Source organism: Calothrix sp. NIES-2098 (genome assembly GCF_963875125.1).
GTDB lineage: Bacteria > Cyanobacteriota > Cyanobacteriia > Cyanobacteriales > Nostocaceae > Aulosira.
In genome coordinates this window covers 7789837-7813198 of record NZ_CAWNKJ010000001.1, presented here as the reverse complement: position 1 = coordinate 7813198, position 23362 = coordinate 7789837, and the positions used below count along the sequence as shown (strand labels likewise).

19 protein-coding genes are annotated in these 23362 nt (G+C 42.4%); 9 read left to right on the top strand and 10 right to left on the bottom strand.

Annotated features, from left to right (window positions below; translation table 11 throughout):
• Window positions 1-211: 211 nt before the first annotated feature.
• The 4 genes from AACU33_RS32905 to AACU33_RS32890 form a co-directional block, all read right to left on the bottom strand.
• The gene (locus AACU33_RS32905) at window positions 212-832 is read right to left on the bottom strand and encodes a pentapeptide repeat-containing protein (protein WP_096594462.1); all 621 of its coding nucleotides are present in this window, start codon (window positions 830-832) and stop codon (window positions 212-214) included.
• Window positions 833-1305: 473 nt separating this feature from the next.
• Window positions 1306-2817, bottom strand: a complete 1512-nt coding sequence (gene trpE / locus AACU33_RS32900; protein WP_096594461.1) for an anthranilate synthase component I — start codon at window positions 2815-2817, stop codon at window positions 1306-1308.
• A 281-nt stretch (window positions 2818-3098) separates the two neighbouring features.
• Complete coding sequence (locus AACU33_RS32895) at window positions 3099-3518, bottom strand: photosystem I reaction center subunit II PsaD (RefSeq protein ID WP_096594460.1); 420 nt, start codon at window positions 3516-3518, stop codon at window positions 3099-3101.
• Window positions 3519-3648: 130 nt separating this feature from the next.
• The gene (locus AACU33_RS32890; protein WP_096594459.1) at window positions 3649-5658 is read right to left on the bottom strand and encodes a DICT sensory domain-containing protein; all 2010 of its coding nucleotides are present in this window, start codon (window positions 5656-5658) and stop codon (window positions 3649-3651) included.
• 1264 nt (window positions 5659-6922) lie between these two features.
• On the opposite strand from AACU33_RS32890, the gene AACU33_RS32885 reads away from it, so the two are divergent.
• The gene (locus AACU33_RS32885; RefSeq protein WP_096594458.1) at window positions 6923-7948 is read left to right on the top strand and encodes a glycosyltransferase family 4 protein; all 1026 of its coding nucleotides are present in this window, start codon (window positions 6923-6925) and stop codon (window positions 7946-7948) included.
• Window positions 7949-8449: 501 nt separating this feature from the next.
• Entirely contained in the window at window positions 8450-10741 is a 2292-nt protein-coding gene (locus AACU33_RS32880; RefSeq protein ID WP_096594457.1) for an amylo-alpha-1,6-glucosidase, read from the top strand.
• A gap of 169 nt (window positions 10742-10910) precedes the next feature.
• Here AACU33_RS32880 and AACU33_RS32875 read toward each other — a convergent pair whose 3' ends face one another.
• Complete coding sequence (locus tag AACU33_RS32875) at window positions 10911-11228, bottom strand: DUF2973 domain-containing protein (protein ID WP_096594456.1); 318 nt, start codon at window positions 11226-11228, stop codon at window positions 10911-10913.
• 393 nt (window positions 11229-11621) lie between these two features.
• A complete protein-coding gene (locus AACU33_RS32870) occupies window positions 11622-11939 on the bottom strand; it encodes a DUF2605 domain-containing protein (RefSeq protein WP_096594455.1) in 318 nt (105 codons plus the stop codon).
• A 704-nt stretch (window positions 11940-12643) separates the two neighbouring features.
• On the opposite strand from AACU33_RS32870, the gene thrS reads away from it, so the two are divergent.
• Window positions 12644-14473: a threonine--tRNA ligase gene (gene thrS, locus AACU33_RS32865; RefSeq protein WP_096594454.1), complete on the top strand. Its 1830-nt coding sequence runs from the start codon at window positions 12644-12646 to the stop codon at window positions 14471-14473.
• A gap of 220 nt (window positions 14474-14693) precedes the next feature.
• Here the strand turns inward: thrS and psb34 are convergent, their stop codons facing one another.
• Window positions 14694-14864: a photosystem II assembly protein Psb34 gene (gene psb34, locus AACU33_RS32860; RefSeq protein WP_339376421.1), complete on the bottom strand. Its 171-nt coding sequence runs from the start codon at window positions 14862-14864 to the stop codon at window positions 14694-14696.
• A gap of 167 nt (window positions 14865-15031) precedes the next feature.
• Here psb34 and AACU33_RS32855 point away from each other — a divergent pair, with 167 nt between their 5' ends.
• Entirely contained in the window at window positions 15032-15547 is a 516-nt protein-coding gene (locus tag AACU33_RS32855) for a hypothetical protein (protein WP_096594453.1), read from the top strand.
• 3 nt (window positions 15548-15550) lie between these two features.
• On the opposite strand, the gene AACU33_RS32850 is transcribed toward AACU33_RS32855, so the two are convergent.
• On the bottom strand, window positions 15551-15994 hold the full coding sequence (locus AACU33_RS32850; protein WP_096594452.1) for a YidH family protein: 444 nt from the start codon (window positions 15992-15994) through the stop codon (window positions 15551-15553).
• 190 nt (window positions 15995-16184) lie between these two features.
• Between AACU33_RS32850 and AACU33_RS32845 the strand changes: the two genes are divergently transcribed.
• Complete coding sequence (locus tag AACU33_RS32845) at window positions 16185-16493, top strand: threonine dehydratase (protein WP_096594451.1); 309 nt, start codon at window positions 16185-16187, stop codon at window positions 16491-16493.
• A 30-nt stretch (window positions 16494-16523) separates the two neighbouring features.
• Here AACU33_RS32845 and AACU33_RS32840 read toward each other — a convergent pair whose 3' ends face one another.
• Window positions 16524-18029 (bottom strand): bifunctional metallophosphatase/5'-nucleotidase, encoded by a 1506-nt coding sequence (locus tag AACU33_RS32840; RefSeq protein WP_096594450.1) that lies wholly within the window; start codon window positions 18027-18029, stop codon window positions 16524-16526.
• Between the two features lie 104 nt (window positions 18030-18133).
• Window positions 18134-19702: a glycoside hydrolase family 10 protein gene (locus AACU33_RS32835; RefSeq protein WP_096594449.1), complete on the bottom strand. Its 1569-nt coding sequence runs from the start codon at window positions 19700-19702 to the stop codon at window positions 18134-18136.
• A gap of 147 nt (window positions 19703-19849) precedes the next feature.
• Here AACU33_RS32835 and AACU33_RS32830 point away from each other — a divergent pair, with 147 nt between their 5' ends.
• From AACU33_RS32830 to AACU33_RS32815, 4 genes are all read left to right on the top strand, one after another.
• Entirely contained in the window at window positions 19850-20995 is a 1146-nt protein-coding gene (locus AACU33_RS32830; protein ID WP_339376420.1) for an acyltransferase family protein, read from the top strand.
• A 94-nt stretch (window positions 20996-21089) separates the two neighbouring features.
• Window positions 21090-21680, top strand: coding sequence for a hypothetical protein (locus tag AACU33_RS32825; RefSeq protein ID WP_096594447.1), 591 nt, complete (start codon window positions 21090-21092; stop codon window positions 21678-21680).
• Between the two features lie 115 nt (window positions 21681-21795).
• Entirely contained in the window at window positions 21796-22719 is a 924-nt protein-coding gene (gene thrB / locus AACU33_RS32820; RefSeq protein ID WP_096594446.1) for a homoserine kinase, read from the top strand.
• A 9-nt stretch (window positions 22720-22728) separates the two neighbouring features.
• Complete coding sequence (locus AACU33_RS32815; RefSeq protein WP_096594445.1) at window positions 22729-23238, top strand: hypothetical protein; 510 nt, start codon at window positions 22729-22731, stop codon at window positions 23236-23238.
• Window positions 23239-23362: the final 124 nt, after the last annotated feature.

Sequence of the window (23362 nt, the reverse complement as noted above, 5' to 3'; positions counted from 1 at the left end):
GCCTGTAAAATTACTTTACAATGCTTTACAAAAGTTTATCAAGTAATATTAATTTAGTAAAATTAATACTTGTCATGAGTTTTACTTATTTAATCGTCAGAATTTTGACTGTCAGAGTGGAGGTATCAGCGCCCTCATATAGCTTTAGAGACGTTACACCTAACGTCTCTAAAAATATCTGTCAGATTATTTTTTAAATCGGTGGTGACACTCAAACCGCTTCCAACAAACCCTTTTCTGGTGAAGTTTCTCCGCTAACAAGGCAGTAGTGCAAATCCACATCAGTTAGGTCTACTTCTGTAAAATCAACGTAAGTGAGATCGGTTTTGAACAAGATAGCTTTGGTGAGAATACAATGACTCAAGTCTGTCTTGCTCAAGTTTGCCCCTGTAAGGTTTGCACCCCAAAGATTTGCCCCAGCTAAGAAAGCACCGCTGAGGTTGGCATAACTCAAGTCGGCTCCAGCTAAATTTACACCGCTGAGGTCGGCATTACGCAGATTTGCTAAACGCAAGTCGGCTTTTGTTAAGGAAGCTTTGTGCAAGTCAACTTTAGTCAGGTTTGCCCGAATCAAGTTAGCAGCCTTGAGATTTGCCCAGATCAGATTTGCTTCAGTTAAGTCTGTTCTCCACAGAGAAGCTGCTGTCAAATTTGCTTCTATCAGGTTTGCTCCCCGCAGGTTAGCGTGAGATAGCGTGGCTTTAACTAGATTAGCCCCAGCCAAATTAATTCCAGGTATACATACTTCGCTCAGATTTACTGAGTGCAGGCTTACCTGAGTGAAATTTTTCTCTCCTGCACGATAGCGGTTGAGAAGTTCATCAGCATCCATCAAGCCTGCCTCCCAAATCTATGATTTATCATTCAGTACACTACCCAAGTGAAAATTGCTGTAAATAGCTGTAACGATCGCGCTTTGAAAGATGCCGCATCAATCTTAAAACTATTTAACAATCTGCTGTGATGCCGCAAATGGAACTAATTCCTTTACGCAGCAAAGATAGGCGTTTTGCTCAATCGTGACGAGCTAGCGATCGCTTCATCACTCGTTCGCGTTGATTCCAGACCATAAATGCATACTCAGCAGCTATCACACGCTCAATTGCATGGTGATTCAGAACGTAATGGGTAACGCCTTATATTGCAATTACATGCCTTTATGTAAAGAAATATAACAATTCCGTTACAAAGAAGCAATCACTTCTCAGATAGATTTTGATAATTCTTGATTATGTGAGATATAACTTTTTGCAGCCTTAGCGTTGACAACCAAGGCTTCTGGTAAAAACTTTTTGTGCGATTCTTTTAACGCAAACAGCGAATCGCCTCTAATAAACCTCTAGCTTTATTCAGAGTTTCTTCATACTCTTTCTCTGGTTCGGAATCAGCTACTAAACCCGCACCAGCTTGCACAGTTACGGTGCTATCGTGTACTACCATTGTGCGAATTGCGATCGCACTATTTAATTGCCCTTCAAAATCGTAATAACCATAAACACCAGAATAAACACCACGCCGACTCGGTTCTAACTCGTGGATAATTTCCATCGCCCGAATTTTGGGCGCACCGCTGACTGTACCCGCAGGAAAGCAAGCTTTTAATAAATCCCATGCTGTTTTGTCAGGTGCTAATTTACCAACAACATTACTGACAATATGCATGACATGGGAGTAGCGTTCCACCACCATTAATTCATCAACTCTGACGCTACCGCTTTGGCAAACCCGCCCCAAATCATTCCGCCCTAAATCTACCAGCATGACGTGTTCGGCCACTTCTTTAGGGTCTTGGAGTAAATCTTCTGCTAAAGCCGCATCTTCTTTGCTAGTTTTACCCCGTGGACGCGTCCCTGCAATTGGGCGGACTGTGGCGATTACCTCATTATCGCGATCGCGTTCTGCTTTGACCATTACTTCTGGACTGGAACCAATAATTTGCCAATCTTGGAAGTTAAAGTAAGCCATGTAAGGCGAGGGATTAATCTGGCGCAAGGAACGGTAAAGCAAAAAAGGATCGCCTGTGTATTTGGTCGATAATCGCTGAGAAATGACAACTTGAAAGATATCTCCCGCTTTAATGTACTGCTTTGCTTTTTCGACGCTGGCGCAGAATTCCGGGCGAGTAAAGTTGCTGCTGTATTCCTCTGTTGACGCTTTCTTGCTACCTGGGGGCGTCCATTCAAATATAGTTTTCTCTGGCGATAAGGGCAGAGATAGCTTGCTGACCATTTGGGTGACGCGATCGCAAGCTTGTTGATAAGCTGCTTGTAAATCTACTTCCGGGTTGCGTAAATCTGCATAAGCGATCGCCCAAATTTTCCGCTTTACCTGGTCAAAAATCAGCAGGTGGTCTACCTGCATCCACAAACCATCGGGAATATTTCTCTCGTCTTGGGGATAAATTGGCACGCGGGGTTCTATCCAATGAATTAACTCATAACCCCAAAAGCCAAACAAACCCCCAATTCCCGGTGGTAGTTGTGGTAACTTTACTGGGTGATAAGGTTCTAGACATTGGGCTAAAGCTGTAAACGGGTCCCCTGTAAACTCTACCTGAGAACCATCGCGGTGTGTCTGGGTTGTATTATTACCCCTAGCTTCCAAAACCCACAACGGATCGCAACCCAATAAACTATAACGTCCTAGTTTTTCCCCACCTTCCACAGATTCCAACAAAAAACTGTAAGGCTGACCAGCACAGACCTTATACCAAGCGGATACTGGCGTATCCAGATCTGCTACCCATTCCTGATATACCGGAACAAAGTTGCCTTGCGAAGCTAGTTGAGAAAACTGCGAAAAATCGGGAAAAATCATACCTTATCTAAAATTTAATAACTATACCCTCACAAGCGTTAGCATAGTACCTCCACAAGGAGGCTTGCACTCACAACAAGGGCATGAAAATTTTACCCTTCTCCCGTCTTGCACTCTGAACTTATTTTTAAGACAGCATTTACACTTATTCTGACTTGAAAATCAATGCCCTATGCCCAATTTTCCACCTAATTACTAGAGGCTAAGAAATAGGGAATGAGACTGGAAGTACCCAACTCCCAAGCCCCAATCCCTAATTCTCTAGCCCCTAGTGCAGAGAGTTAAGCATCGTAGGTATATTTACCACTGAACTTAAGGTGTGATGGCTCAGGGTTGCTGCCAATATTGCGTGGTACAAAACGTACTTTTTCACGGCCTGCGTTCACTTTTTCAGGGAATACGCCATCCGCTGGGTGAATTAGAGAGGTTTCTCCGTTGGGCAAAATCCGATAGATTTTGTAGTCTGTGATTTTGAATTTCCGGAGTTGACCGCCCAAAGCGATACCGTATTCTTTGCGAGCCAGGTACAGAAGGTTTGCGCCCTGGTGCATAGTAGCAGCACCACCTGTAGGCAGTTCAAAAACTTGTGCCTTGGGGCTAGTCCAGGTGATAGCGTACTTTTCTTCAGTTTCTGCTTTTGACAGCAAGCCGCCAGTGCTGCCAGCATATGACGGAGTTTTTCCAGAAAGTGCTTCTGCCATAAAGTAGTCTCTCAACGTTTTTAGGGCATCCTAACACTGTCAAATGGATCGTGTTGCGATCGTGTCATAGACTGTAACAGTTTTTAGTCAAGAGTCCAAGGTCAAGAGTCCAAATTCCCATAACCATTGACTATTTACCTTTGACCCGCGATCGCTTTTCTTCTGGGCTGCTCTGCACAATCGGGATGGTAAAGTGAAACTGACTGCCTTGGTCTTTGCCGTTGGAGGTTGCCCAAATTTCTCCACCCCAGCCGTTGACTATTTGGCGGCAAATCGCTAATCCCAGCCCTGTACCGCCTGTGCTTCGTCTGAGTGCGCCTTCTTCTTGATAGAAGCGGTCAAAGACAATTTCTAAGCGATTTGGTTCAATACCCCGTCCTGTATCAGCTACGGTGACTTCAACCATCTGCTGCTTGTTACGCGTTGCACTAATGCTGATTTCTCCCTGTGATGGTGTGAATTTACAAGCGTTATCTACAAGCTTGGCAATTACCTCTACCAGCCAGTCGCCATCAGCTTTCACTAAAGGCAAGTTCTTGGCAATTTTAGTTGTAATTTGGGGCGGCTTTTCAATGGTGGAGCGCGTCCGCATTCGGCTAAGTGCTAAATCTACGCACTCTTGTAAAGTCAGCGATTCCGGATGCCATTCTACGCGCCCGCTTTCCAAATTAGAAAGTGTTAAGAAATCTTGCACTAATTTGCGCATCCTTTCGGAATCAGCAAGGGCAGTAGTGAGCATTACCTGCTGTAAATCCTGGGGCATATCTGGTTCGCTGGCGAGGCTTTCGAGGCAAACTTGAATGGTAGATAGAGGAGTGCGCAGTTCGTGTCCAGTGATGGCTATCAGGTTGCTGCGGGTGCGGTCTAGGGCTTCTAACTGCTGATTAAGCTCTTCTAAGTTGGCATAGGCTTCTGCTTGAATTAAAGCTGCTCCTACTTGGGTAGCGATCGCTTTTACTAAATCCAATTCTCCTGGTTGGCACTCATGGGGCGGCATAGTGCAATAGTGTAACTCGACGATGCCGAGCAATCGCCCTTGATAGAAAACTGGTTCCATCACCCAAGAACGAATGGCAAACTTTTTGGCGATCGCAGATAGCACTGTTGAATTAGTCACCCAAGGATCGGCCAAGGTATCGCTGACGCAAACACCCTCACCAAGTTTTACTATTTCTCGAAATAGAGGATTGCGCTCTAATTCCCAGGTTTGCCCTAATACAGATAACACCCCTGGAGTTAAAAATTCATGTTCAATTATGGCTTTGGCTTCTGTCGCGTGTGCGCGGTAAATCAAACAGCGCCCAGCCCCCATATGTTGACCCAATTCTTGTGCGGCTATTTGCAGTACTTCATGCGGATCGAGCGATCGCCTAATGGCTGTACTAATGGAGTTGATTAAGCGTTCTTTCCGTGCTTGGGCTGTAATTGAACGATAAGCTTTGTGTAATTTGTACTGACTAGCTTGGAGATAAGTTACCAAGCGTTGCACAAACGGGTCGGTATCAATGTCACAAGCATACTCACTGCTGTGTTCTGCGCTTGAGGAAATTCTCGGTTTCCCAATCCCAAATCTTTGGCGTGCATCCTCAACTTTCTCTGCCAGATCTGGTCTGTAAATGACAATCCTATCTAGTAATAATTGTGCTGCTTTGAGACTGACTCCCCGTTCTGATGTCCAAATTCCCTCAAACCTGCGTGCTGTATCCATATCCAGACTAGGAATGAGTTCCGGATTTTGCTTATTTTTGGCAATCGAGCCTAAGCTTTCGCGACAAACTAAACAAGTAGCATAGTTATCAGCAACTACCACCAAATGCCATTCTTGGCTCAAGGCATCATCTGGCTCAAAAGCTATTTTTTCGTAATATTCCGAGCTATTAGCAAAATCTGTTTCTGGTGCCGATAGTACGTATATTTGGTTACTTCGCTCCGATAACCGCTGGTAGCGATGCGCTTCTTGGCGATAAAACCTTTCTCTCTGGAAGCTAGCTATTACCAAAGGCTGGACTAAAGTCGCCGCCAAAACCTGGTCTTCCATCGCATGGGAGAGCGCCGTTAGTGAAGCCTTGAAATATAGCTGGGGTCGTAGGTAGGGGAGGAACTGTAGCAGATCACTCAGCACGGAAGTCGAAATGCTCATGAATGTCTCTAAGGAAGCCCAATCTGGATAAGATCTGAGTCACAGCTGCATTGTACAAATTACAACGGACTCTAAAATCAAGTAGACAGTTGCAATATGTAAAGAATCGTGAAACAGAATGTTAGCAGTAGTGCAGCAGTCTGCTCTCGCATAAGAGAAGCTTGTATAGCTCGATCGATTAGCCTTGACGAGCAAATAGCCCAAAAACGGCAATACATTCGTTGTTTGCACCTTGATTAAGCCATTCACCATGACGGCTTTGTTCTTGACTCAAGTCTTCTTTATCCATTGGCTGGCATTGTAATGTTTCAAATAATAGGCTACTACGCTCAATATACATTCTGAAGCAGATCCACCATCACTCAGAACCCAAGTTTTATGGCAGAAATTACTCCTATGTACAAAATGAAGCGCTCAATATCTCAGTAGTGTTGGGCAAGCAATGTTGATGAAGTTAGTACCACTCCATCATTAAACCTAGAAGATTAAGCAAGCCAGAAATTGCTTTTCTCAGGATATCTTATTCAGGAATTTAGTACTTAAAAATTAGAACTCAAGTCCTGAATCATAACTTATTCTCCCTGGCTCATTAATACGATGAAGCATTAGTTATTAAACCTTCATAAATAGCTAAGTAAGCATTAGTTAACCAAAGCTTGTAGATCGGTTATATCTATCACAGCCTCTAGTATCCTTGTATTTTTTAAGATGTTTATATTTGTGTATAAGGATTTACAACAACGATCGTTTTCACTTTCTCAGCCGATTGAGAGAACTTAATTAGGTATAGGATTGCCTCAATATACTCATGTAATATCATGCCAAAAATGCTTGCTATGTATAAGTTTCATCCTATAAAAAGTCACGTGGTTATTGAGTATATTGCTATATTTAACAATTTCATGTAATATAACTTTGTCAATTAGTTTAAAGTTTTATTAAAGCTATGTGACACCTTGCAAAATAAAGCCTTTTACTAAAAGTAGTTAAGCCTGCAATAACTATTGAGTAAAATTGGCTGACTTGTCGGCTCGTAAGCCTTAGTGGGGAATTATAATGTTTAAAATTTTCCCAATATAACTAGAATAAAAATTACCCAATACCTTTAATATCAATCAGTTTCAGTTTACTTTGCATCTACTAATAAAGTCGATCTGAGTAAACATAAATCTTGGCATATATGCCCAGAATTTTTGAAAATATGAGTTTTATATCCTCAGATTTCCTGGGCTTATATGCCGATAATTAACTGCTCAGGTGAAATATGAGAATTGCCCAAATTTCCCCTTTATGGGAGCGCGTTCCTCCCTTTCGGTACGGTGGTATAGAATTAGTTGTCCAGCTACTGACGGATGAATTAGTTCGGCGTGGTCATGAAGTAACTTTATTCGCATCTGGTGACTCGATTACCAAAGCCAAGCTTCACTCAGTACATGACAAAGCAATTAGGCTCGATCCGACAGTCAAAGAGCCACTGGTTTACGAGCAAATGATGCTTGCTGATGTGTATCAAAAAGCGCATCATTTTGATATTATTCATTCGCACGTCGGTGCTAGCGCCCTTGGCTATGCCAGTTTCGTAAAAACACCCTCAGTACACACAATGCATGGTGTTTTTACCCGCGATAATGAGAAGATTTTTCGACATTTTTCTTGGCAACCTTTTATTAGCATTAGCGAAGCACAACGAGAACCCCGCTTAGGCTTAAACTACATTCATACTGTCTACAACGGTATTGATACAAGCGCTTATAAATTCCAGCCTGAACCAACGCAACCCGCATACATCGCATTTGTGGGACGTTTCTCGCCCGAAAAAGGACCAGTAGAAGCAATTAAAGTTGCTCGTGCTGCTGGTCTACCATTGAAAATGGCTGGCAAAATTGATGTTGTCGATCGCGAGTATTATCAGCAAGAAGTTGAACCCCTAATTGATGGCGAACAGGTTCAGTATTTGGGTGAAGTTTCCCACGAAGACAAAGTAAAACTGTTGGGGGGAGCGACTGTGACTTTGTTCCCCATTACTTGGCGGGAACCTTTTGGCTTGGTGATGATTGAGTCAATGGCCACAGGTACACCTGTAATTGGTATGGGGTTAGGTGCAGTACCAGAAGTTATTGCTCATGGGAAGACCGGTTTTGTTTGTCATTCTCTGGAAAAAATGATTGAGGTGATTCCAGAGGCGATGAAATTAGATCGTCAGACTTGTCGGGAGTATGTTGTCAGCCGCTTTAGCGTCAAGTCTATGACTGATGAATACGAACGAGCTTATAATATGGTGTTAAAGTAATAAATTACACTTTTAACCCGTAAACGATCTAGGGTTTAGCAATGCTAAACCCCTAAAACGTTGTATTTTTCTATAAAAATAGAACTAAATATAGGTTTACGCTTAAATTCTGCCTAAAATAGTTTAATACGGCATTTTTTTAGACTTGACGTTAGCTTCATAAAACTTTAAAAAATATAAGTTTAGCAACTGACGCACTGAAAACCCAAAGCCTAGATTATCTTAATTTTTCTAAGAACAACCTCAAATCTCTTGTTCGATCGGGGTTAGGGAATTTTTCCTGCGTGAGTTTTAAATTTCTGAATATTTGATTGTTGTAGATTTGATAGCTGTCCTTTTGCCCAGAATATGTAAGTATTGTTCTGGCTTGAATGGCTTAACTTAAATTTGCTAGAGCGTCTGTTTCCCAAGTTTTAGATTGGAGTCAGCCTCCGCTGGGACTTTTCCTGTTGACACCGATGCGATTGCGAAAATCTAGATCTGTACACGGAATGTTGCCTAATGACACCGGATATACTGATGACACCGGAAAAAATCTTGTTGGATGGAAAAACTTATATTCCCGCAGAACAACTACCGATTCCAGAGTGGCCTTGTGTTGTAAGTGAAAGACCACAACCAACACTCACGGTTAAAGATGATGATTTATTCTTAGTAACAGATACGATGGGGAACATTTCAGGCTGTTCCCTCAACGATGGCAACCCTAGTATGGGACTGTTTTGCTGCGATACCCGATTTCTCAGCCGTCTAGAGTTGCAGATTGAAGGGCGATCGCCTGTGCTACTCAGTAGTACCGCAGAAAAAGGATTTTCCCTCTCAGTGCTATGCACTAACCCCAGGATTGATGAACGCCTGCGGGCTGATACTGTAGGGATTCGCCGGGAAATGGTACTCAATGGGGCACTATTTGAAGAATTAGAGGTAGCTAATTATAGCACAACTAGTGTTAGTTTTGAACTTAGTATCAGTTTTGATGCAGACTTTGTTGATTTATTTGAAGTCCGGGGCTATGGCAGAGACAAACGGGGTAGACTGCTACGCCTAGTAGAACCGCTACCTGAAGAGGTCACATCCCACGAAGGTGATGGCTTTTTAGCTACACAAACTCAGCCCTTATTGGTGCGCGATGAATTCTTAACACTGGCTTATCAAGGTTTAGATGGCTTAGTTATGGAATCGCGTATCCAATTTCAGCATCGACAACCAGATTACTTTAAAGGTTACACTGCCGTTTGGCAGTTAGAGTTGGCTCCCCACGAAACCCAAAAATTGGGTTATCGGGTCAATTTATTGAGGAATAACCAGCCTAGTTCTACTGTGAATGCAGCGATTACCTTACCACAAGCGAAAGCGGCTGAGTTAATGGAAGAACAACACTGGGTACAACAAATTACCCGTATTAGCTCAGATAAAAGCATTTTCAATCGAGTGATTGAACGAGCCGAACAAGATATGTACTTGTTACGCCAGTCCTTTGGCAAGTATAAGACTGTTTCGGCTGGCGTACCTTGGTTTTCGGCACTGTTTGGGCGAGATTCGATTATTACAGCGTCCCAAACTTTGATGTTAAATCCCACAATTGCCAAAGAAACGCTGATGCTACTGGCGAAATACCAAGGCAAAGTTGAGGATGAATGGCGCGAAGAAGAACCAGGTAAGATTTTACACGAGTTACGGTTAGGGGAAATGGCGCGGTGTCAAGAAATTCCCCATACACCTTACTACGGTACAGTCGATGCCACACCTTTATGGCTGATGCTCTATGCTGAGTACTATGCTTGGACAAACGATCGCGAAACTTTAGAGCAACTATGGCCGAATGCTCTAGCGGCTATGGAGTGGATTGACCGCAATACTAAACAAACTAGCTACTTAAGCTACTATCGTAAATCGAAACGCGGTTTGGCTAACCAAGGTTGGAAAGATTCTGGCGACTGTATTGTAGACCATAAAGGAGAGCTAGCTAGCGGCCCGATCGCTCTTTGTGAAGTGCAAGCTTACGTTTATGCGGCAAAAATGCGTCTAGCAGAAATTGCGCGGATGAAAAAGCGACTAGACTTAGCAGACCGTTGGCTAGAAGAAGCGAGAAATCTCAAGCTGCGTTTCAACAGAGATTTTTGGATGGAAGACCAAGATTTCTGTGCTTTGGCTTTGGATGGCGATGGTAAGCAGGTAGATAGTATTACTTCAAATCCCGGCCATTGTTTGCATTTGGGCATCTTTACACCCGAAAAAGCCTACAGTGTCGCCGAAAGATTGCGCGCCCCAGATATGTTTAATGGTTGGGGTATACGCACTCTCAGTAGTGTATCCCCTGCCTACAATCCAATGGGCTATCACATCGGTTCAGTTTGGCCTCATGATAACGCCATCATTGCGATGGGATTGCGATCGCTTGGTTTAATAGATCAAGCCCTAGAACTGTTCCAAGGTTTGTTTGATATGACTAGCCAGCAACCATATCAACGTCCTCCAGAACTGTTCTGCGGCTACGAACGCAATGGTGATAACGCCCCCGTACAGTATCCCGTGGCTTGTACGCCTCAAGCTTGGGCTACTGGTAGTGTCTTCCAACTTCTGCAAATGATGGTGAATCTCGTACCGGATGCGCAAAATAACTGCTTGCGAATCATCGACCCCGCTTTGCCAGAGTCGATTAATCGCTTATCCTTCCACAATTTGCAAGTTGGTACTACCGTCCTCGATTTAGAATTTGAGCGTTCTGGTAACACTACTGCTTGTCGTGTTGCGAAAAAACGTGGCAATCTCCGCGTTGTAATTGAGGCGTAATTATTAATTGGGCTTGGGGCATAGGGAATGGGGCATTGAATATTTCTTCTTTGTCCTCCTTGTCCCTCAATCTCAACCAAAATAAAAAAAGAAAGAAGATTCTAAAAATCTCTCCTTTCTTTACCCTGTTATTTTGAGCTATTCTTCACTCAGGAATCAGTACTCCGACTTATCCTTCTTCTTGATTCTCGACCTTACGACCTGGAGAAGCTTCATATAAAGCATCTAATTGTTGGCGGGCATCTTCAACGTTGATTGACCGCATCACTAATAAAGGCTCTTTAATTAAGTTACCTGCTCCATCTAATAACTCTGGATGTGGTGTAAACTGCTTGTTTGAGGAATGATAACCAAGTTTGCCCTGATTATTCATTGCTGGATAAGTTCGCTCTCGATCGAAACTGAACATAATCAAGTTGCGAATTAAATTAGCAACAGCAATAACGGCAAGGATCGTAAAAGCAAGAATGTAAAGCAGGTGTAACATCGGAATTTTCCTCCAGAGGAAGCGAGTTTTAAAAGTTTTGATGGTAACGTTTCGCTATGCTAGTAACTTAAATTACAGCTAGAGCGAATAAATGACGTAGTGGTTGTACGTCTTAATGGTGTCTATTAAGGGCAGTCTATTAACCGTTATTCAGAACAAGGTAGCATGGTATACATTGTTTTCTGATTTATTCAAAATTTATTAAGGATTGTGTAATTTAGCGAGAATCTAAGGACTCTGCGGCTGTCTATCAAATTCAAAATCTCAAAAGCTTATAAAGTTAGCTTTTCAATGATTTTGATGGTTTATCTATTTACTCGAACGCTTTATTTAGATACCGACTTATTCCTATTAATTAAGTCTATCGAAACTTAATTAATAAAATCTTAATTTTCATATATCTTTTTCTTGATGGTAGCGCATCACCACATTCCAGCATTCTGTTACTAGTTCGTGCCAAGGTGTTATGGTTGCCATATCAATCCCAACTTGTCCATCGGTAGCATTGAACATCATCTTTGCCGTGTTGAGTTCATCCTGCGCCTGCTTGACTTGTAAAAGCAAGTCATTTTGCTCTTCCTCGCTCATAAATGAGAGTTGCCTGCTTTCCAGAAATTGGCGCGATCCTGCAAACCAAAACTGAAAATCCTCTAACAGCGGTTCTAACAGACTTTTGAGCAATTCGGCCCCAGATGAATTTGAGTCTTGCATAAATGAGAAGCATACTTCTAAGTTTCTTTCTAATATTAACTTTATTTACAATTCTTCACACCCTTTTTTCTGGTTTCGTGGTTTAAATAAATCAAAAATTCTGTATCTTGGGATACATTTCCATATGTTATGGTTTTGTCAAGAGGTTGGGATAGCTATCTGAGGTATGGGATATCGGCGGGGATCAACATAAACATAGTTATAAAGTCAACTGCGATCGCTTGCAAAAAAATTCATTCTCAAGATAGATCGTTGGCTACAACAATATGTTGAGAAATGTTGCTTTTATCTAAGCAGAACGCAACTTTATTCAGTCATTAATTAGAAATTCGCTTTTATTTTCCAGACCAAATTAATTTTAAAGTTGCAATATTCCAGCAAACTGGCAGTACTTTAAATCGTTATAGTTGAAGAAGGCTGAACAGCAAAAGGTTAGCGGATCGCTTGCAGTGCAGGCAGGCTATGTATGTCTAAGTATCAAAACAGCCATGTTGCAGACAGCTACTAGCAGACTCATCAATCCGCATCTTGAGGCTGATTAAACATTGGTAAAAAACTATTCAATCAAAGACGTAACAGAGCCTCCAGCATCGGTAAAAGCCTATTAAGATGACAATTACACCCATGTTATATTTGGGTAGATTTTTCAGAACTCTAACTGATAAATTACTTTTGCACTCACTTCGCCAATGGTTTAGCAGCCGATGTCGCCTAATCAAGTTCCCAACCAACCAGAACAATCTGAAAAAATGTATTTACCTCGTAGCAGCGAATCGGAAACTTTAAAAAAAATCCGCCACACTGCTTCCCATGTCATGGCTATGGCTGTACAAAAGCTGTTTCCCAAGGCGCAAGTAACAATAGGCCCCTGGATTGACAACGGTTTCTACTATGATTTTGACAATCCAGAACCGTTTAGCGATAAGGATTTAAAAGCCATCACCAAAGAGATGGTCAAAATTATCAATCGCAAACTCCCAGTAATTCGGGAAGAAGTCAGCCGGGAAGAAGCTGAACGCCGGATTCAGGAAATCAAGGAACCTTACAAACTAGAAATTCTCGCAGATATTAAAGAAGAACCAATTACGATTTACCACCTAGGAAATGAATGGTGGGATTTGTGCGCAGGGCCTCACTTAGAAAATACCAGTCAAATTAACCCCAAAGCAGTTGAATTAGAAAGCGTAGCTGGCGCTTATTGGCGTGGTGATGAAACCAAAGCCCAACTGCAACGAATTTACGCCACCGCTTGGGAAACTCCCGAACAACTCGCTGAGTACAAGCGGCGCAAAGAAGAAGCCCAACGAAGAGATCACCGCAAACTCGGTAAAGAATTGGGATTATTTATCTTTTCTGACCAAGTAGGGCCGGGTTTACCTTTGTGGACGCCCAAAGGTACTTTGTTGCGAAGTCTGTTAGAAGACTTTTTAAAACAGGAACAGCTAAAACGCGGTTATTTACCTGTAGTCACCCCCCACATTGCCAGAGTAGATTTATTTAAAACCTCTGGACATTGGCAAAAGTATAAAGAAGATATGTTCCCGTTAATGGCAGAGGATCAAGAAGCTGCTGCTTTAGAACATGGCTTCGTTCTCAAGCCAATGAATTGTCCGTTTCACATCCAAATATATAAGAGTGAATTACGTTCCTACCGCGAACTACCAATGCGGTTGGCAGAATTTGGTACTGTTTACCGCTACGAACAATCAGGAGAATTGGGCGGTTTAACCAGAGTGCGTGGTTTTACGGTAGATGATTCTCACTTATTTGTCACCCCAGAACAGCTAGACAGCGAATTCCTCAATGTGGTGGATTTGATTTTGTCGGTGTTCAATAAACTGCAACTGAAGAACTTTAAAGCGAGACTGAGTTTCCGCGACCCAGCTAGCGATAAGTATATCGGTTCTGATGAAGCTTGGGAAAAAGCCCAAGGTGCAATTCGCCGTGCTGTGGAACAGTTGGGGATGGAACATTTTGAGGGAATTGGGGAAGCGGCGTTTTATGGCCCCAAACTCGACTTTATCTTTAGCGATGCTTTAGAAAGAGAATGGCAATTAGGAACTGTACAAGTAGATTACAACTTGCCAGAACGCTTTGAGTTAGAGTACGTTGCTGAAGACGGTTCCCGTAAACGTCCGGTAATGATTCACCGCGCGCCTTTTGGTTCGCTGGAACGGCTGATTGGGATTTTAATTGAAGAGTATGCGGGTGATTTCCCTTTGTGGTTAGCGCCAATACAAGCAAGATTGTTACCCGTTGGGGAAGCACAGATAGATTTTACTCAAGATGTGGCAGCAAAGATGCGTGCTTTAGGGATTCGTGCTGAAGTCGATTTGAGTGGCGATCGCTTGGGTAAATTGATCCGCAATGCTGAGAAGGATAAAATACCCGTGATGGCAGTTGTGGGAGCTAAGGAAGTAGAAAGCAATTCCTTGAGTATCCGTACCCGCGCTTCTGGGGAGTTAGGCGCTATTTCTGTGGATGAAGTTTTGGATAAATTGAAAAATGCGATCGCCAACTTTGAGAACTTCTAGCAATTTTCCGAAATCAGCAACTCAAGTATGGAAGTAATTATCAGATGACTAATTTATAACTTACTTCTATATCTAACCTACAGGGAATATATTCCACCCAAAGCCCGGTCAAAGCGATCGGGCTTTTTGGTTAGCAATAAAAAACCTCGGCGAAACTAACCGAGGCAATGCAGAGAAGAACGAATGACGATGGGAGATACAGATACCGAGTTAAAAAATCTTAGCTAACGCTGATACCAACCAAAACTAAAGTAGTAACAATTAAGCTAGCAAAAACACCTTGTAAAACATATTTGCGTTGCTCCCAAATTGCAGGGTATTCAGCGTAATAAATCTTGGGTTCGGTTGCGTAGTTGTTGAGAACGCCGTCTTCGTTAATGGTGGTGTACATATAGTTGTTTTCCTTGCTTTGTTACCTTATGTAAATAAATATAACAATATTGTTACAAAGAGTCAACAAGACTTGACAAATAATTGTAGATAGTATTAATAAGGCTGGCTTATGAGAAAGCAGTCCAACGTCCAGTGTTGAGAAAAGAAGCAAATTTGAGAACGGTAATGAAAAAGCCAATTTTTTCGCCTTTGACTGTGGTGATGCTAACTGCGCTAACACTCAGCAGTTGCAGCACCTTAAACACTAGCCAATACGAAGCAACAGCACTGACCACTTACACATGGCAGATGAAGTATGCTAACAACTTAAGCAATGAACCATCACCGCAATTTGAAACCTTTGCTAGTACATCCTTGCTCAATCGCAATGGACTGAAACCAGAAGGTGCAGTTACAGGCCCCGACGATCGCGGTTTATGGTGGCCAGCGCTACCGCCACGTCCTACAGTTGATGAAATTGAACAGCGCAAAAAACCCCAACAAGAGGTAAGCAAGCCAGAATTATTGAAAACTGTAGAGTACAAAATTACATACAGCGTGGGTTCCCAACAAAAAACATTACCCACTAACTATGATGTTTATAGACAGGTAGTGAAGGCGTATCCATCGCGCACGCCTTTAGAATTAACATTGGGAGTTAACGATAACTCAGTAGAGAAAGCCGAAATTCTGGAAAATTAAATATTATTGTAATTTTTTCGGGGAAGGTGGTTGAGTAAACGCAGAAGTTGGTCGGGAAGAAACTGGATTGCGCAACAGGAGTATGGGAATACTGAGAAATCCAAAAATCATCACTACTCCGGTAATTATCCAAATTGATAACCGATGAGGTTGATAGTCTCCTCGTTCAATTTGCCAGAAAACCTGGTTGTATCGCCAAGCTGCTAAAGCGATGGTGACAATCCCAGTAATTACTAAAACAATCCCTAAATTTTCCGAATTGAATAAGGGATGTACAAGAGGTTCCTGTTGTGTTATCGCCAGATTAAGCTGATGCAAAAACAGACCAAATCTGGCGATCGCAAAACCAAAGCCAATTAATGCAATAGAAGTACGCAACCAAGCTAAAAAAGTACGTTCATTTGCTTGATGTTCGCGTTGACGGTCGATTTTCGGCAGCTTATTCATGAGTTTCTTCTCATTTCACACTCCCCCGACTGAATATACATAAGTCTTACAACAACAAAATTCATCTCCTAAATGGTACATAATCTCCTGGGAATTCTGACGTTACCAGAAAAACTATCTGCTGACAGAGACTTTGAGCAAGCACAATAGTTCATAATAGTATTAGCAATGAATTAGATAGGGTGTGGCTATGTCTCGTCTAACTCAAATTATTCAGAACTTATACCTTCGTATTGAAGGTTTTCTATCTGTTGTTTTCCGAAATATTGCTAATTTTTTCAAAAGTTTCTTTGGTTTTTTTGCCAACCTTTTTGGATTAACTGAATCTGGTTATTTTCTAGAATCCGATCAAGCACAGACTCTAAAACGAGTTGAAACTCAACAGAAAATCGAAACTAAGCAGGATAGTATTATTGATACTCCCGCTAGTAAACGCCGTCGTGCTAATGCCAAAATGGACGATTATCTGAAAATGGCTCGTGAGATTAAAAAGAGCTAAGAGCAATTAACAATGAAGTTAACAATTTGGTTAGGGCGATACCTGGCTAACATTTTCTTGGCTTTTTAATTGCTCAATTACAGCAAAACGAATATCTCGTTTTTCGGCAATCAGTTTCATACCTGGTTGTTGCAGATTTAAGAAATCTAATCCTTTTTCTTTGCCACTAATCAAGAAATCACTAATAGCAACTTTGTAATTTCTTTTAGGGTCAAGAATTTTTCCTTTGATCGACCAATCTCCTGAACTTGGTGCTTGGCTAACATTAGCTGTTTGTAAATAGCCGCCAGTACCTTTATTAATTTGACCTCGATCCAATACCCTTTGTAACAGTTCGCCATTCATCTCTACCGCTACAACTTTACCGCCGAAAGGTAATATCCGAATTACATCATATTGGGTAATCGGGCCAGGTGGAATGACATCATCAACTCGAATTGAACCACCATTAAATATAGCTAAATCCGCATCTGGTACTTCCTTCAACATCGCCGTTGCAATTAATTCTGTAAGTCGTGTAGATTTGTTGCGGACGCTAGATTCTAAACCATCTAAAGCAAAGGACAATTTCGCAATCACTTGATTTGGTTCAAAACCATTGGCGCGAAACGCTTGATAACCTCGTTCTAGCCATTGCCTGACTACGCTTAAAGTGTTGGGTTCGTCGGGAATTTTCTGAGTAATTGGTATTAGTCGAGAGTTAATCTGGAGGCTTTTTTTGATAGTGTCGTAGCTTAATTGATGAATGTAAACTGTACGCGCATTAGCATCTGCTTTAAAAATTGGTGTAAAATCCCGACCCCGCCATTGCTGGATATTTTCATGCTCGTGCCCACCGAGAATGATGTCAATTTCTGGTACAGTTTCCGCTAGTAGGCGATCGCTTTCAATTGGTAGGTGAGTAATGGCAACTATAATATCAACTTTATCCTTGAGTGCCTTTACCTGCTGTTTGGCTGTTTCAATGGGATCGGTATAACTGACGTAATTAGGCTGATTACTATTGAGAGTCAGGCCAATTAACCCTATCCTGACGATAGCACCGCGATCGCCTTTGACATTAAATATTAGCGATCGCGGCACACCCTTAAAAGGCTGTCCCTTACTATCTGATACATTACCCGACACCCAGCGAAAGCGAGATTCTTGCAAGCGTTGATAAAAGAGGTTTTCAGGTAGGTCAAATTCATGATTGCCAAAAGTTGCGTAATCAAAGCCTACAGCATTCATCACCGCTACCATTTGCTGACCTGCTAGCGGTATCCCGTTAATTTTGGCAGTTCCTAAAGCCGATGGACTAAAAGCATCTCCTGCTAATACTGTATATGTACGGGGGTTCGCCTTGTAAAGTTGTTGTCGTAAGGTAGCGACCCGTGCCATACCGCCACGAGTTCCACCCTCCACTGGTGTAATTTCGTAAATGTCATTGAGTTGCAGCAGGTTAATATTCACGATTTCTGCCATTACAGGCGTAGCTATAGCTACCGTCGCTAATACCTGTAAAACGATGCCGCAACTTTTCCAGATGAGTTTCATTTTAAGCTGGGAATCCCTTATAATCTACGGAATTGATTGTAAGGGTTTTTACCGTTTTGGAAACAGCGTAGATGCGGATCTGCTGGTCGTAGACATCGCCTCTTTCATTGAGATTTGGCAACAAGTCCATTACCAAGAGTTGGTTTTCCCTGAGTACCGTAGCGATTAACCGCAGAAATAGCTACGCTATCAATTTGTACTTGAGAATCAAGGCTATTAAGTAAGTAAGAAGTTTGCAATCCAGGGAGGATTTTTGTACTCCACTGATTACCAGTCTTAGTCTGCAATACCCACAGCCATACCTTATCCTGTCCTGTAGCTTGCCAAGTGAGTTTGCTGATTTTACCTGTAGTTGCATCTCGCTCAATTTTTAGCACAGGTTGAGTCGGTACTGACTTATCCAACCAGGGAGAAGCGGGAACTAGTGCAGGAGTAGAGTATGCTTGCTTTTCTAGCAAATCCGCAATGCGATCGCGATTTTGCATTAAAGGCTTCATACTGTAGTGAATGTTACCCGTCGCTCCAGCAAAACCTCGTGTTGTCTTAATCTGGTAAAGAATTTCATTGGCAGGCCAAGCAGCTGAAGTGCGATCGCCGATACGACTCGTAAAATTACCAGGCCAGATATGTCTTCCTAGTTGGTTTTGTTTCAGCCACCAATTCAGCAATACAGGATAACTTTGTTGAGTTTTCTCAATTTTCCAATATAACTGCGGTGCAAAATAATCCAACCATCCGTTAACTAACCATTGACGGGAATCAGCATATATTTGATTGTAAGCATCGAAAGCCCCACCACCATCAACACTTTTGGTCTGTGCTGGGTAGCCTGGACGCCAGATCCCAAAGGGACTAATACCTAACTTCACCCAAGGTTTTTCCGTTTTGATTGCTTGATAGAGATGCTGTACGAATGTATTAATATTTTCTCGCCGCCAATCATCGCGGTTGAGTTTCCCGCCAGTTTTCAGGTATTTCTGCCAACTTGGTGCGTCGGGAAAATCGAGAACTTGCCTATTAACATCTCGTTCTGGATATGGATAGAAATAATCGTCAAGATGAACTGCATCTATGTCGTAGCGCTTGACGACATCCATAATCACAGCCAGAGTATAATCTTGAACTTCTGGTTCGCCAGGATCTAACCAGAGATACTTACCATACTTCTTCACCCATTGGGGATGAAGCTTGCTGACATGGTTCGCAGATATAGGGGATTTAGATTGAGGATAACGGGCACGAAAAGGATTAAACCAAGCGTGCAATTCTATACCGCGTTTATGTGCTTCTTCAACAGCAAAGGCTAAGGGGTCATAATCAGGTGACGGTGCTTTACCCATCTCTCCCGTCAAAAATTCCGACCAAGGTTCATAGGGAGAGGCGTACAGCGCATCAGCAGCAGGACGTACCTGTAAGATAACTGCATTCAGCTTTAAAGCAACAGCACGATCGAGCATAGCAATCAATTCCGCTTGCTGCTGAGATGATGTCAATCCCGGACGGGAAGGCCAATCAATATTAGCTACAGAAGCAACCCAAACCCCACGAAACTCGCGTGTTGGGGAAGGAGGGAGAGACTGAGATTGGGGCTGAGGAACTTCTTGAGATTGGACAGAAGGGCTAACTAGAAGTAGTAATCCGCTAAGAAAAGTTGCTTTTAAGTAAGTGGACATTAGATACAGTAAAGTTTTAAGAAAAATCAAGAGCAGTCCGAACTAGTACAGCAAGGCGAAAATAAAGCTAGCATTCAAAGTGCATTTGACTTTTGATTTTGGACTTTTGCGTAGCGTTACTAGGCACATAAACCATTGGAGAAGCAATTGACTCTACCTCAACGTCTTAGATCTCTAGATGTATTTCGTGGTTTTGCGATCGCCTCAATGATTCTAGTCAATAATCCCGGCAGTTGGGATTATATTTATCCGCCACTAGAACACGCTGAGTGGAACGGTTACACACCCACAGACTTCGTTTTTCCGTTCTTTCTGTTCATTGTCGGCGTGGCGATGCCTTTTTCCCTGTCCAAATATACAAAAGAAAATCGTCCTACTCAGGCTGTTTACTGGCGAATTGCACGTAGAGCTTTAATTTTATTCGGGCTAGGATTATTTTTAGCTTTATTTTCCTTAACTTTAGATTTCTGGCTAAATGGTGCGCCTGCTGATTCGTTCGCCAAGATCCGGATTATGGGTGTCTTGCAACGCATCGCTCTAGCTTATTTGATAAGTGCGATCGCAGTACTTAACCTTGAGCGTCGTGCTTTATGGATATTAGCGGCAATTTTGCTCATCGGCTATTGGGCTGCAATGGTACTGATTCCCGTTCCTGGTTATGGTGCTGGTAACTTGACGCCAGAAGGCAATTTAGTAGGGTATTGCGATCGCTTGATTTTAGGACAGCAACACTTGTTAGGAGGAAAACCCTTCGATCCAGAGGGTTTACTAAGTACCTTACCTGCTGTTGTCACCGTTCTTGCCGGTTACTTTACTGGGCAATGGCTGCGGCGACAACCTCAGCAAAGTCGTACCAGTATCAATTTAGCTATTTTTGGAATTATTTGCGCCTTAGTCGGACATTTGTGGGGCTTTTTATTCCCCATCAACAAACAATTATGGACGAGTTCTTATGTAATGTTCACTGCTGGTTTTGCGCTATTATTTCTAGCTGCTTGTTATGAATTAATCGAAGTACGCGGTTTAAAGTGGCTAGGTTTTCCCTTTGAAGTGATGGGATTAAATGCCATCTTCGCTTTTGTAGGATCTGGTTTTGTTGCCAGAATATTAATTAAAACTCACATTGGTAATGGTAGCGATGCCCCAACTACATACACTTGGATTTACGAGCATTTATTTAAACCTTGGGCAGGTGCGCTGAATGGTTCTTTGTTATTTGCTATAACAACCGTATGTTTTTGGTGGTTGATTCTTTATTTCATGTATCGCCGTAGTTGGTATTTTAAAATTTAATCTTCTTGAGCAGGATGGAGACTAAAAAAATACGGAATCCTGAACTTGAATAATGGAGTTAATAATCTAATTTTCTGTTTTTGAACCTCAGCTAATGAAAAAATCACCTTTTCTCGGAGCTAGTCTGTTTTTAATATTTAGCGCTTACGGTTTTAGCGGATCACACGCCAGTAATGTGTATCAAAATCAAATATCTGCATTTTCCTTAAAAAATCAGGTTCAAGCGGCTCAAAATAAAGCAAAATTTAAACCTGACCCAGATAATCCCAATTATTTGCGCGATTACGGCTTTTCTACACCGCTACCTCAAAAAGGTAAAGTGACGATTCGGCAACCTATACGACAGTTTAAACAAACTCGGATGTTTAAAGCTTGTCCTGCTAATTCTGAGTTATACGCTTATGCGGAAAGTACGAATTACCAAGTAGAAATTTGTACTAAGGAACATAATTCCAGGCTACCGAAATATTACTTGAGCCGTGCAAAGAATGGCAAAACTAGCCTGACAATCACAAGCCATGACGAAGATGACGCATCGCAATTAATATTCAAAAATAATGGCTACACCTATGTAATTTATCGAGACGGTGGCGGCCCTATTAATGCTTATCTAGAGGTGACACGTCCTGATGGTAAGACTTTTGGCGAAGCGCTACTCTATCTCTACGAACGACCTTTTGGTTGATCTGTCGAGGGAATGGAAGGGGAGACAAGGAAGAAATACCAAATGACTAATGACAAAAATGCGCAAATCAATCATTTACATGGGATGCTGGTTGATTGATTAGTGAGATTTGCAGATGTCTGTTGTTTCTGGTGTAACTGTTACTGTTCCCGCCACTACTGCTAATTTGGGGCCTGGTTTTGACTGCATCGGTGCAGCTTTAACGCTGTACAACGTATTTAAGTTCACTCGCCTGGATGAAGGCGGGTTAATTATTCATGTCACGGGTGATGAAGCTGAAGGAGTACAAACGGATGAGAGTAATCTGATCTATCAGGCGTTTGTGAGGTTCTATCAATATATAGAGCAGATACCACCAAGCGTAAAAATTGAGATTCAGCTAGGTGTACCATTAGCGCGAGGTTTGGGGAGTTCGGCTACAGCAATAGTTGGTGGATTGGTTGCGGCTAATCAGCTGGCTGGCGAACCTCTCTCGCAGTTGCAGGTGATGGAATTAGCGATCGCAATGGAAGGACATCCTGATAATGTCGTTCCCGCTTTATTAGGCGGATGTCGTCTAGCTGCTAGCAGCGGCGCGCTTTGGGAAATTTGCGATATACCTTGGCAGGAAAATGTTGTCCCAGTAGTAGCGATTCCTAATTTTGAACTTTCCACTTCCGAGGCGCGACGAGTTCTTCCCACTGAGGTAAGTCGTGCTGATGCAATTTTCAATACGGCTCATTTGGGTTTGTTGTTGCGGGGTTTGGCAACTGGTAAGGGAGAATGGTTAAAGACAGCTTTACAAGATAAGTTACATCAGCCCTATCGCAAAGCTTTAATTCCTGGTTATGATGCCGTGAATATGGCGGCTGTGGCGGCTGGTGCTTATGGCATGGTAATTAGTGGCGCAGGGCCAACACTCTTGGCTTTAGCGGATGTAGAACATTCCCAACCTGTAGAAGCGGCAATGCGAACTGCTTGGCAAGAAGAAGGAATTACAGCTGTTGTGCGATCGCTTTCTCTGGATAACCAAGGCGCAAGAAGCACCAAACAAGGATAAACAAGTATTATGCAGCAGATTCAAGCAGAAATAGCAGCGCTTCGCCAACAAGTTCAGGCTCTCCAGCAAGAACGTGCTGCTCTTACTATTAATAATGTAGTGGCGGGCGAAAATAATTCACCCATTGCTATAGTTGAAGCTTACCGCCGCTTTGCTAGAGAAAATCCTCAATTAGCTGTGGAACTCAAAGGAATTGATGATGCGATCGCAGCCTTAGAATCTCAACTCCAACAAAAACAAGCTGAGTTAGCGCGTTGGCAAATTGAATCCAAACAACTTACCCTACAGCAGCAGCTAGAAGAAGCTAGAAGTGCAGCTAAGGTTCATGCTCAACGCATTAATCAACTCGCTGGCGAACTCGCAACCGAAATCCGCCTGCTGAAATCTTGTGCCGATGAGCTAAGTCCTTTGTATTGGCAAGTTTATTACAAACCATTCATTACCGGGTTCAAAACCATCTCCGTTCCCCATGTGCGATCGGATGGGGATGTATGGACGATTGTTAACCGCATTGTTTAAATTCAACCAACTCAAGCCTAGGAATACAGTTTACAAGGCTCCCCTTAATAATGGTGCGAGTAATCACTCGCACCTAATATTCCGAATCTCTTTACAGGATAGGTTGGTTCTTCTTACAAGCAAA

Bases quoted from the DNA above. Each gene is read 5' to 3' on its own strand.
- AACU33_RS32905 (WP_096594462.1), bottom strand. From the start codon at position 832: ATGGATGCTGATGAACTTCTCAACCGCTATCGTGCAGGAGAGAAAAAT.
- trpE (WP_096594461.1), bottom strand. From the start codon at position 2,817: ATGATTTTTCCCGATTTTTCGCAGTTTTCTCAACTAGCTTCGCAAGGC.
- AACU33_RS32895 (WP_096594460.1), bottom strand. From the start codon at position 3,518: ATGGCAGAAGCACTTTCTGGAAAAACTCCGTCATATGCTGGCAGCACT.
- AACU33_RS32890 (WP_096594459.1), bottom strand. From the start codon at position 5,658: ATGAGCATTTCGACTTCCGTGCTGAGTGATCTGCTACAGTTCCTCCCC.
- AACU33_RS32885 (WP_096594458.1), top strand. From the start codon at position 6,923: ATGAGAATTGCCCAAATTTCCCCTTTATGGGAGCGCGTTCCTCCCTTT.
- AACU33_RS32880 (WP_096594457.1), top strand. From the start codon at position 8,450: ATGACACCGGATATACTGATGACACCGGAAAAAATCTTGTTGGATGGA.
- AACU33_RS32875 (WP_096594456.1), bottom strand. From the start codon at position 11,228: ATGTTACACCTGCTTTACATTCTTGCTTTTACGATCCTTGCCGTTATT.
- AACU33_RS32870 (WP_096594455.1), bottom strand. From the start codon at position 11,939: ATGCAAGACTCAAATTCATCTGGGGCCGAATTGCTCAAAAGTCTGTTA.
- thrS (WP_096594454.1), top strand. From the start codon at position 12,644: ATGTCGCCTAATCAAGTTCCCAACCAACCAGAACAATCTGAAAAAATG.
- psb34 (WP_339376421.1), bottom strand. From the start codon at position 14,864: ATGTACACCACCATTAACGAAGACGGCGTTCTCAACAACTACGCAACC.
- AACU33_RS32855 (WP_096594453.1), top strand. From the start codon at position 15,032: ATGAAAAAGCCAATTTTTTCGCCTTTGACTGTGGTGATGCTAACTGCG.
- AACU33_RS32850 (WP_096594452.1), bottom strand. From the start codon at position 15,994: ATGAATAAGCTGCCGAAAATCGACCGTCAACGCGAACATCAAGCAAAT.
- AACU33_RS32845 (WP_096594451.1), top strand. From the start codon at position 16,185: ATGTCTCGTCTAACTCAAATTATTCAGAACTTATACCTTCGTATTGAA.
- AACU33_RS32840 (WP_096594450.1), bottom strand. From the start codon at position 18,029: ATGAAACTCATCTGGAAAAGTTGCGGCATCGTTTTACAGGTATTAGCG.
- AACU33_RS32835 (WP_096594449.1), bottom strand. From the start codon at position 19,702: ATGTCCACTTACTTAAAAGCAACTTTTCTTAGCGGATTACTACTTCTA.
- AACU33_RS32825 (WP_096594447.1), top strand. From the start codon at position 21,090: ATGAAAAAATCACCTTTTCTCGGAGCTAGTCTGTTTTTAATATTTAGC.
- thrB (WP_096594446.1), top strand. From the start codon at position 21,796: ATGTCTGTTGTTTCTGGTGTAACTGTTACTGTTCCCGCCACTACTGCT.
- AACU33_RS32815 (WP_096594445.1), top strand. From the start codon at position 22,729: ATGCAGCAGATTCAAGCAGAAATAGCAGCGCTTCGCCAACAAGTTCAG.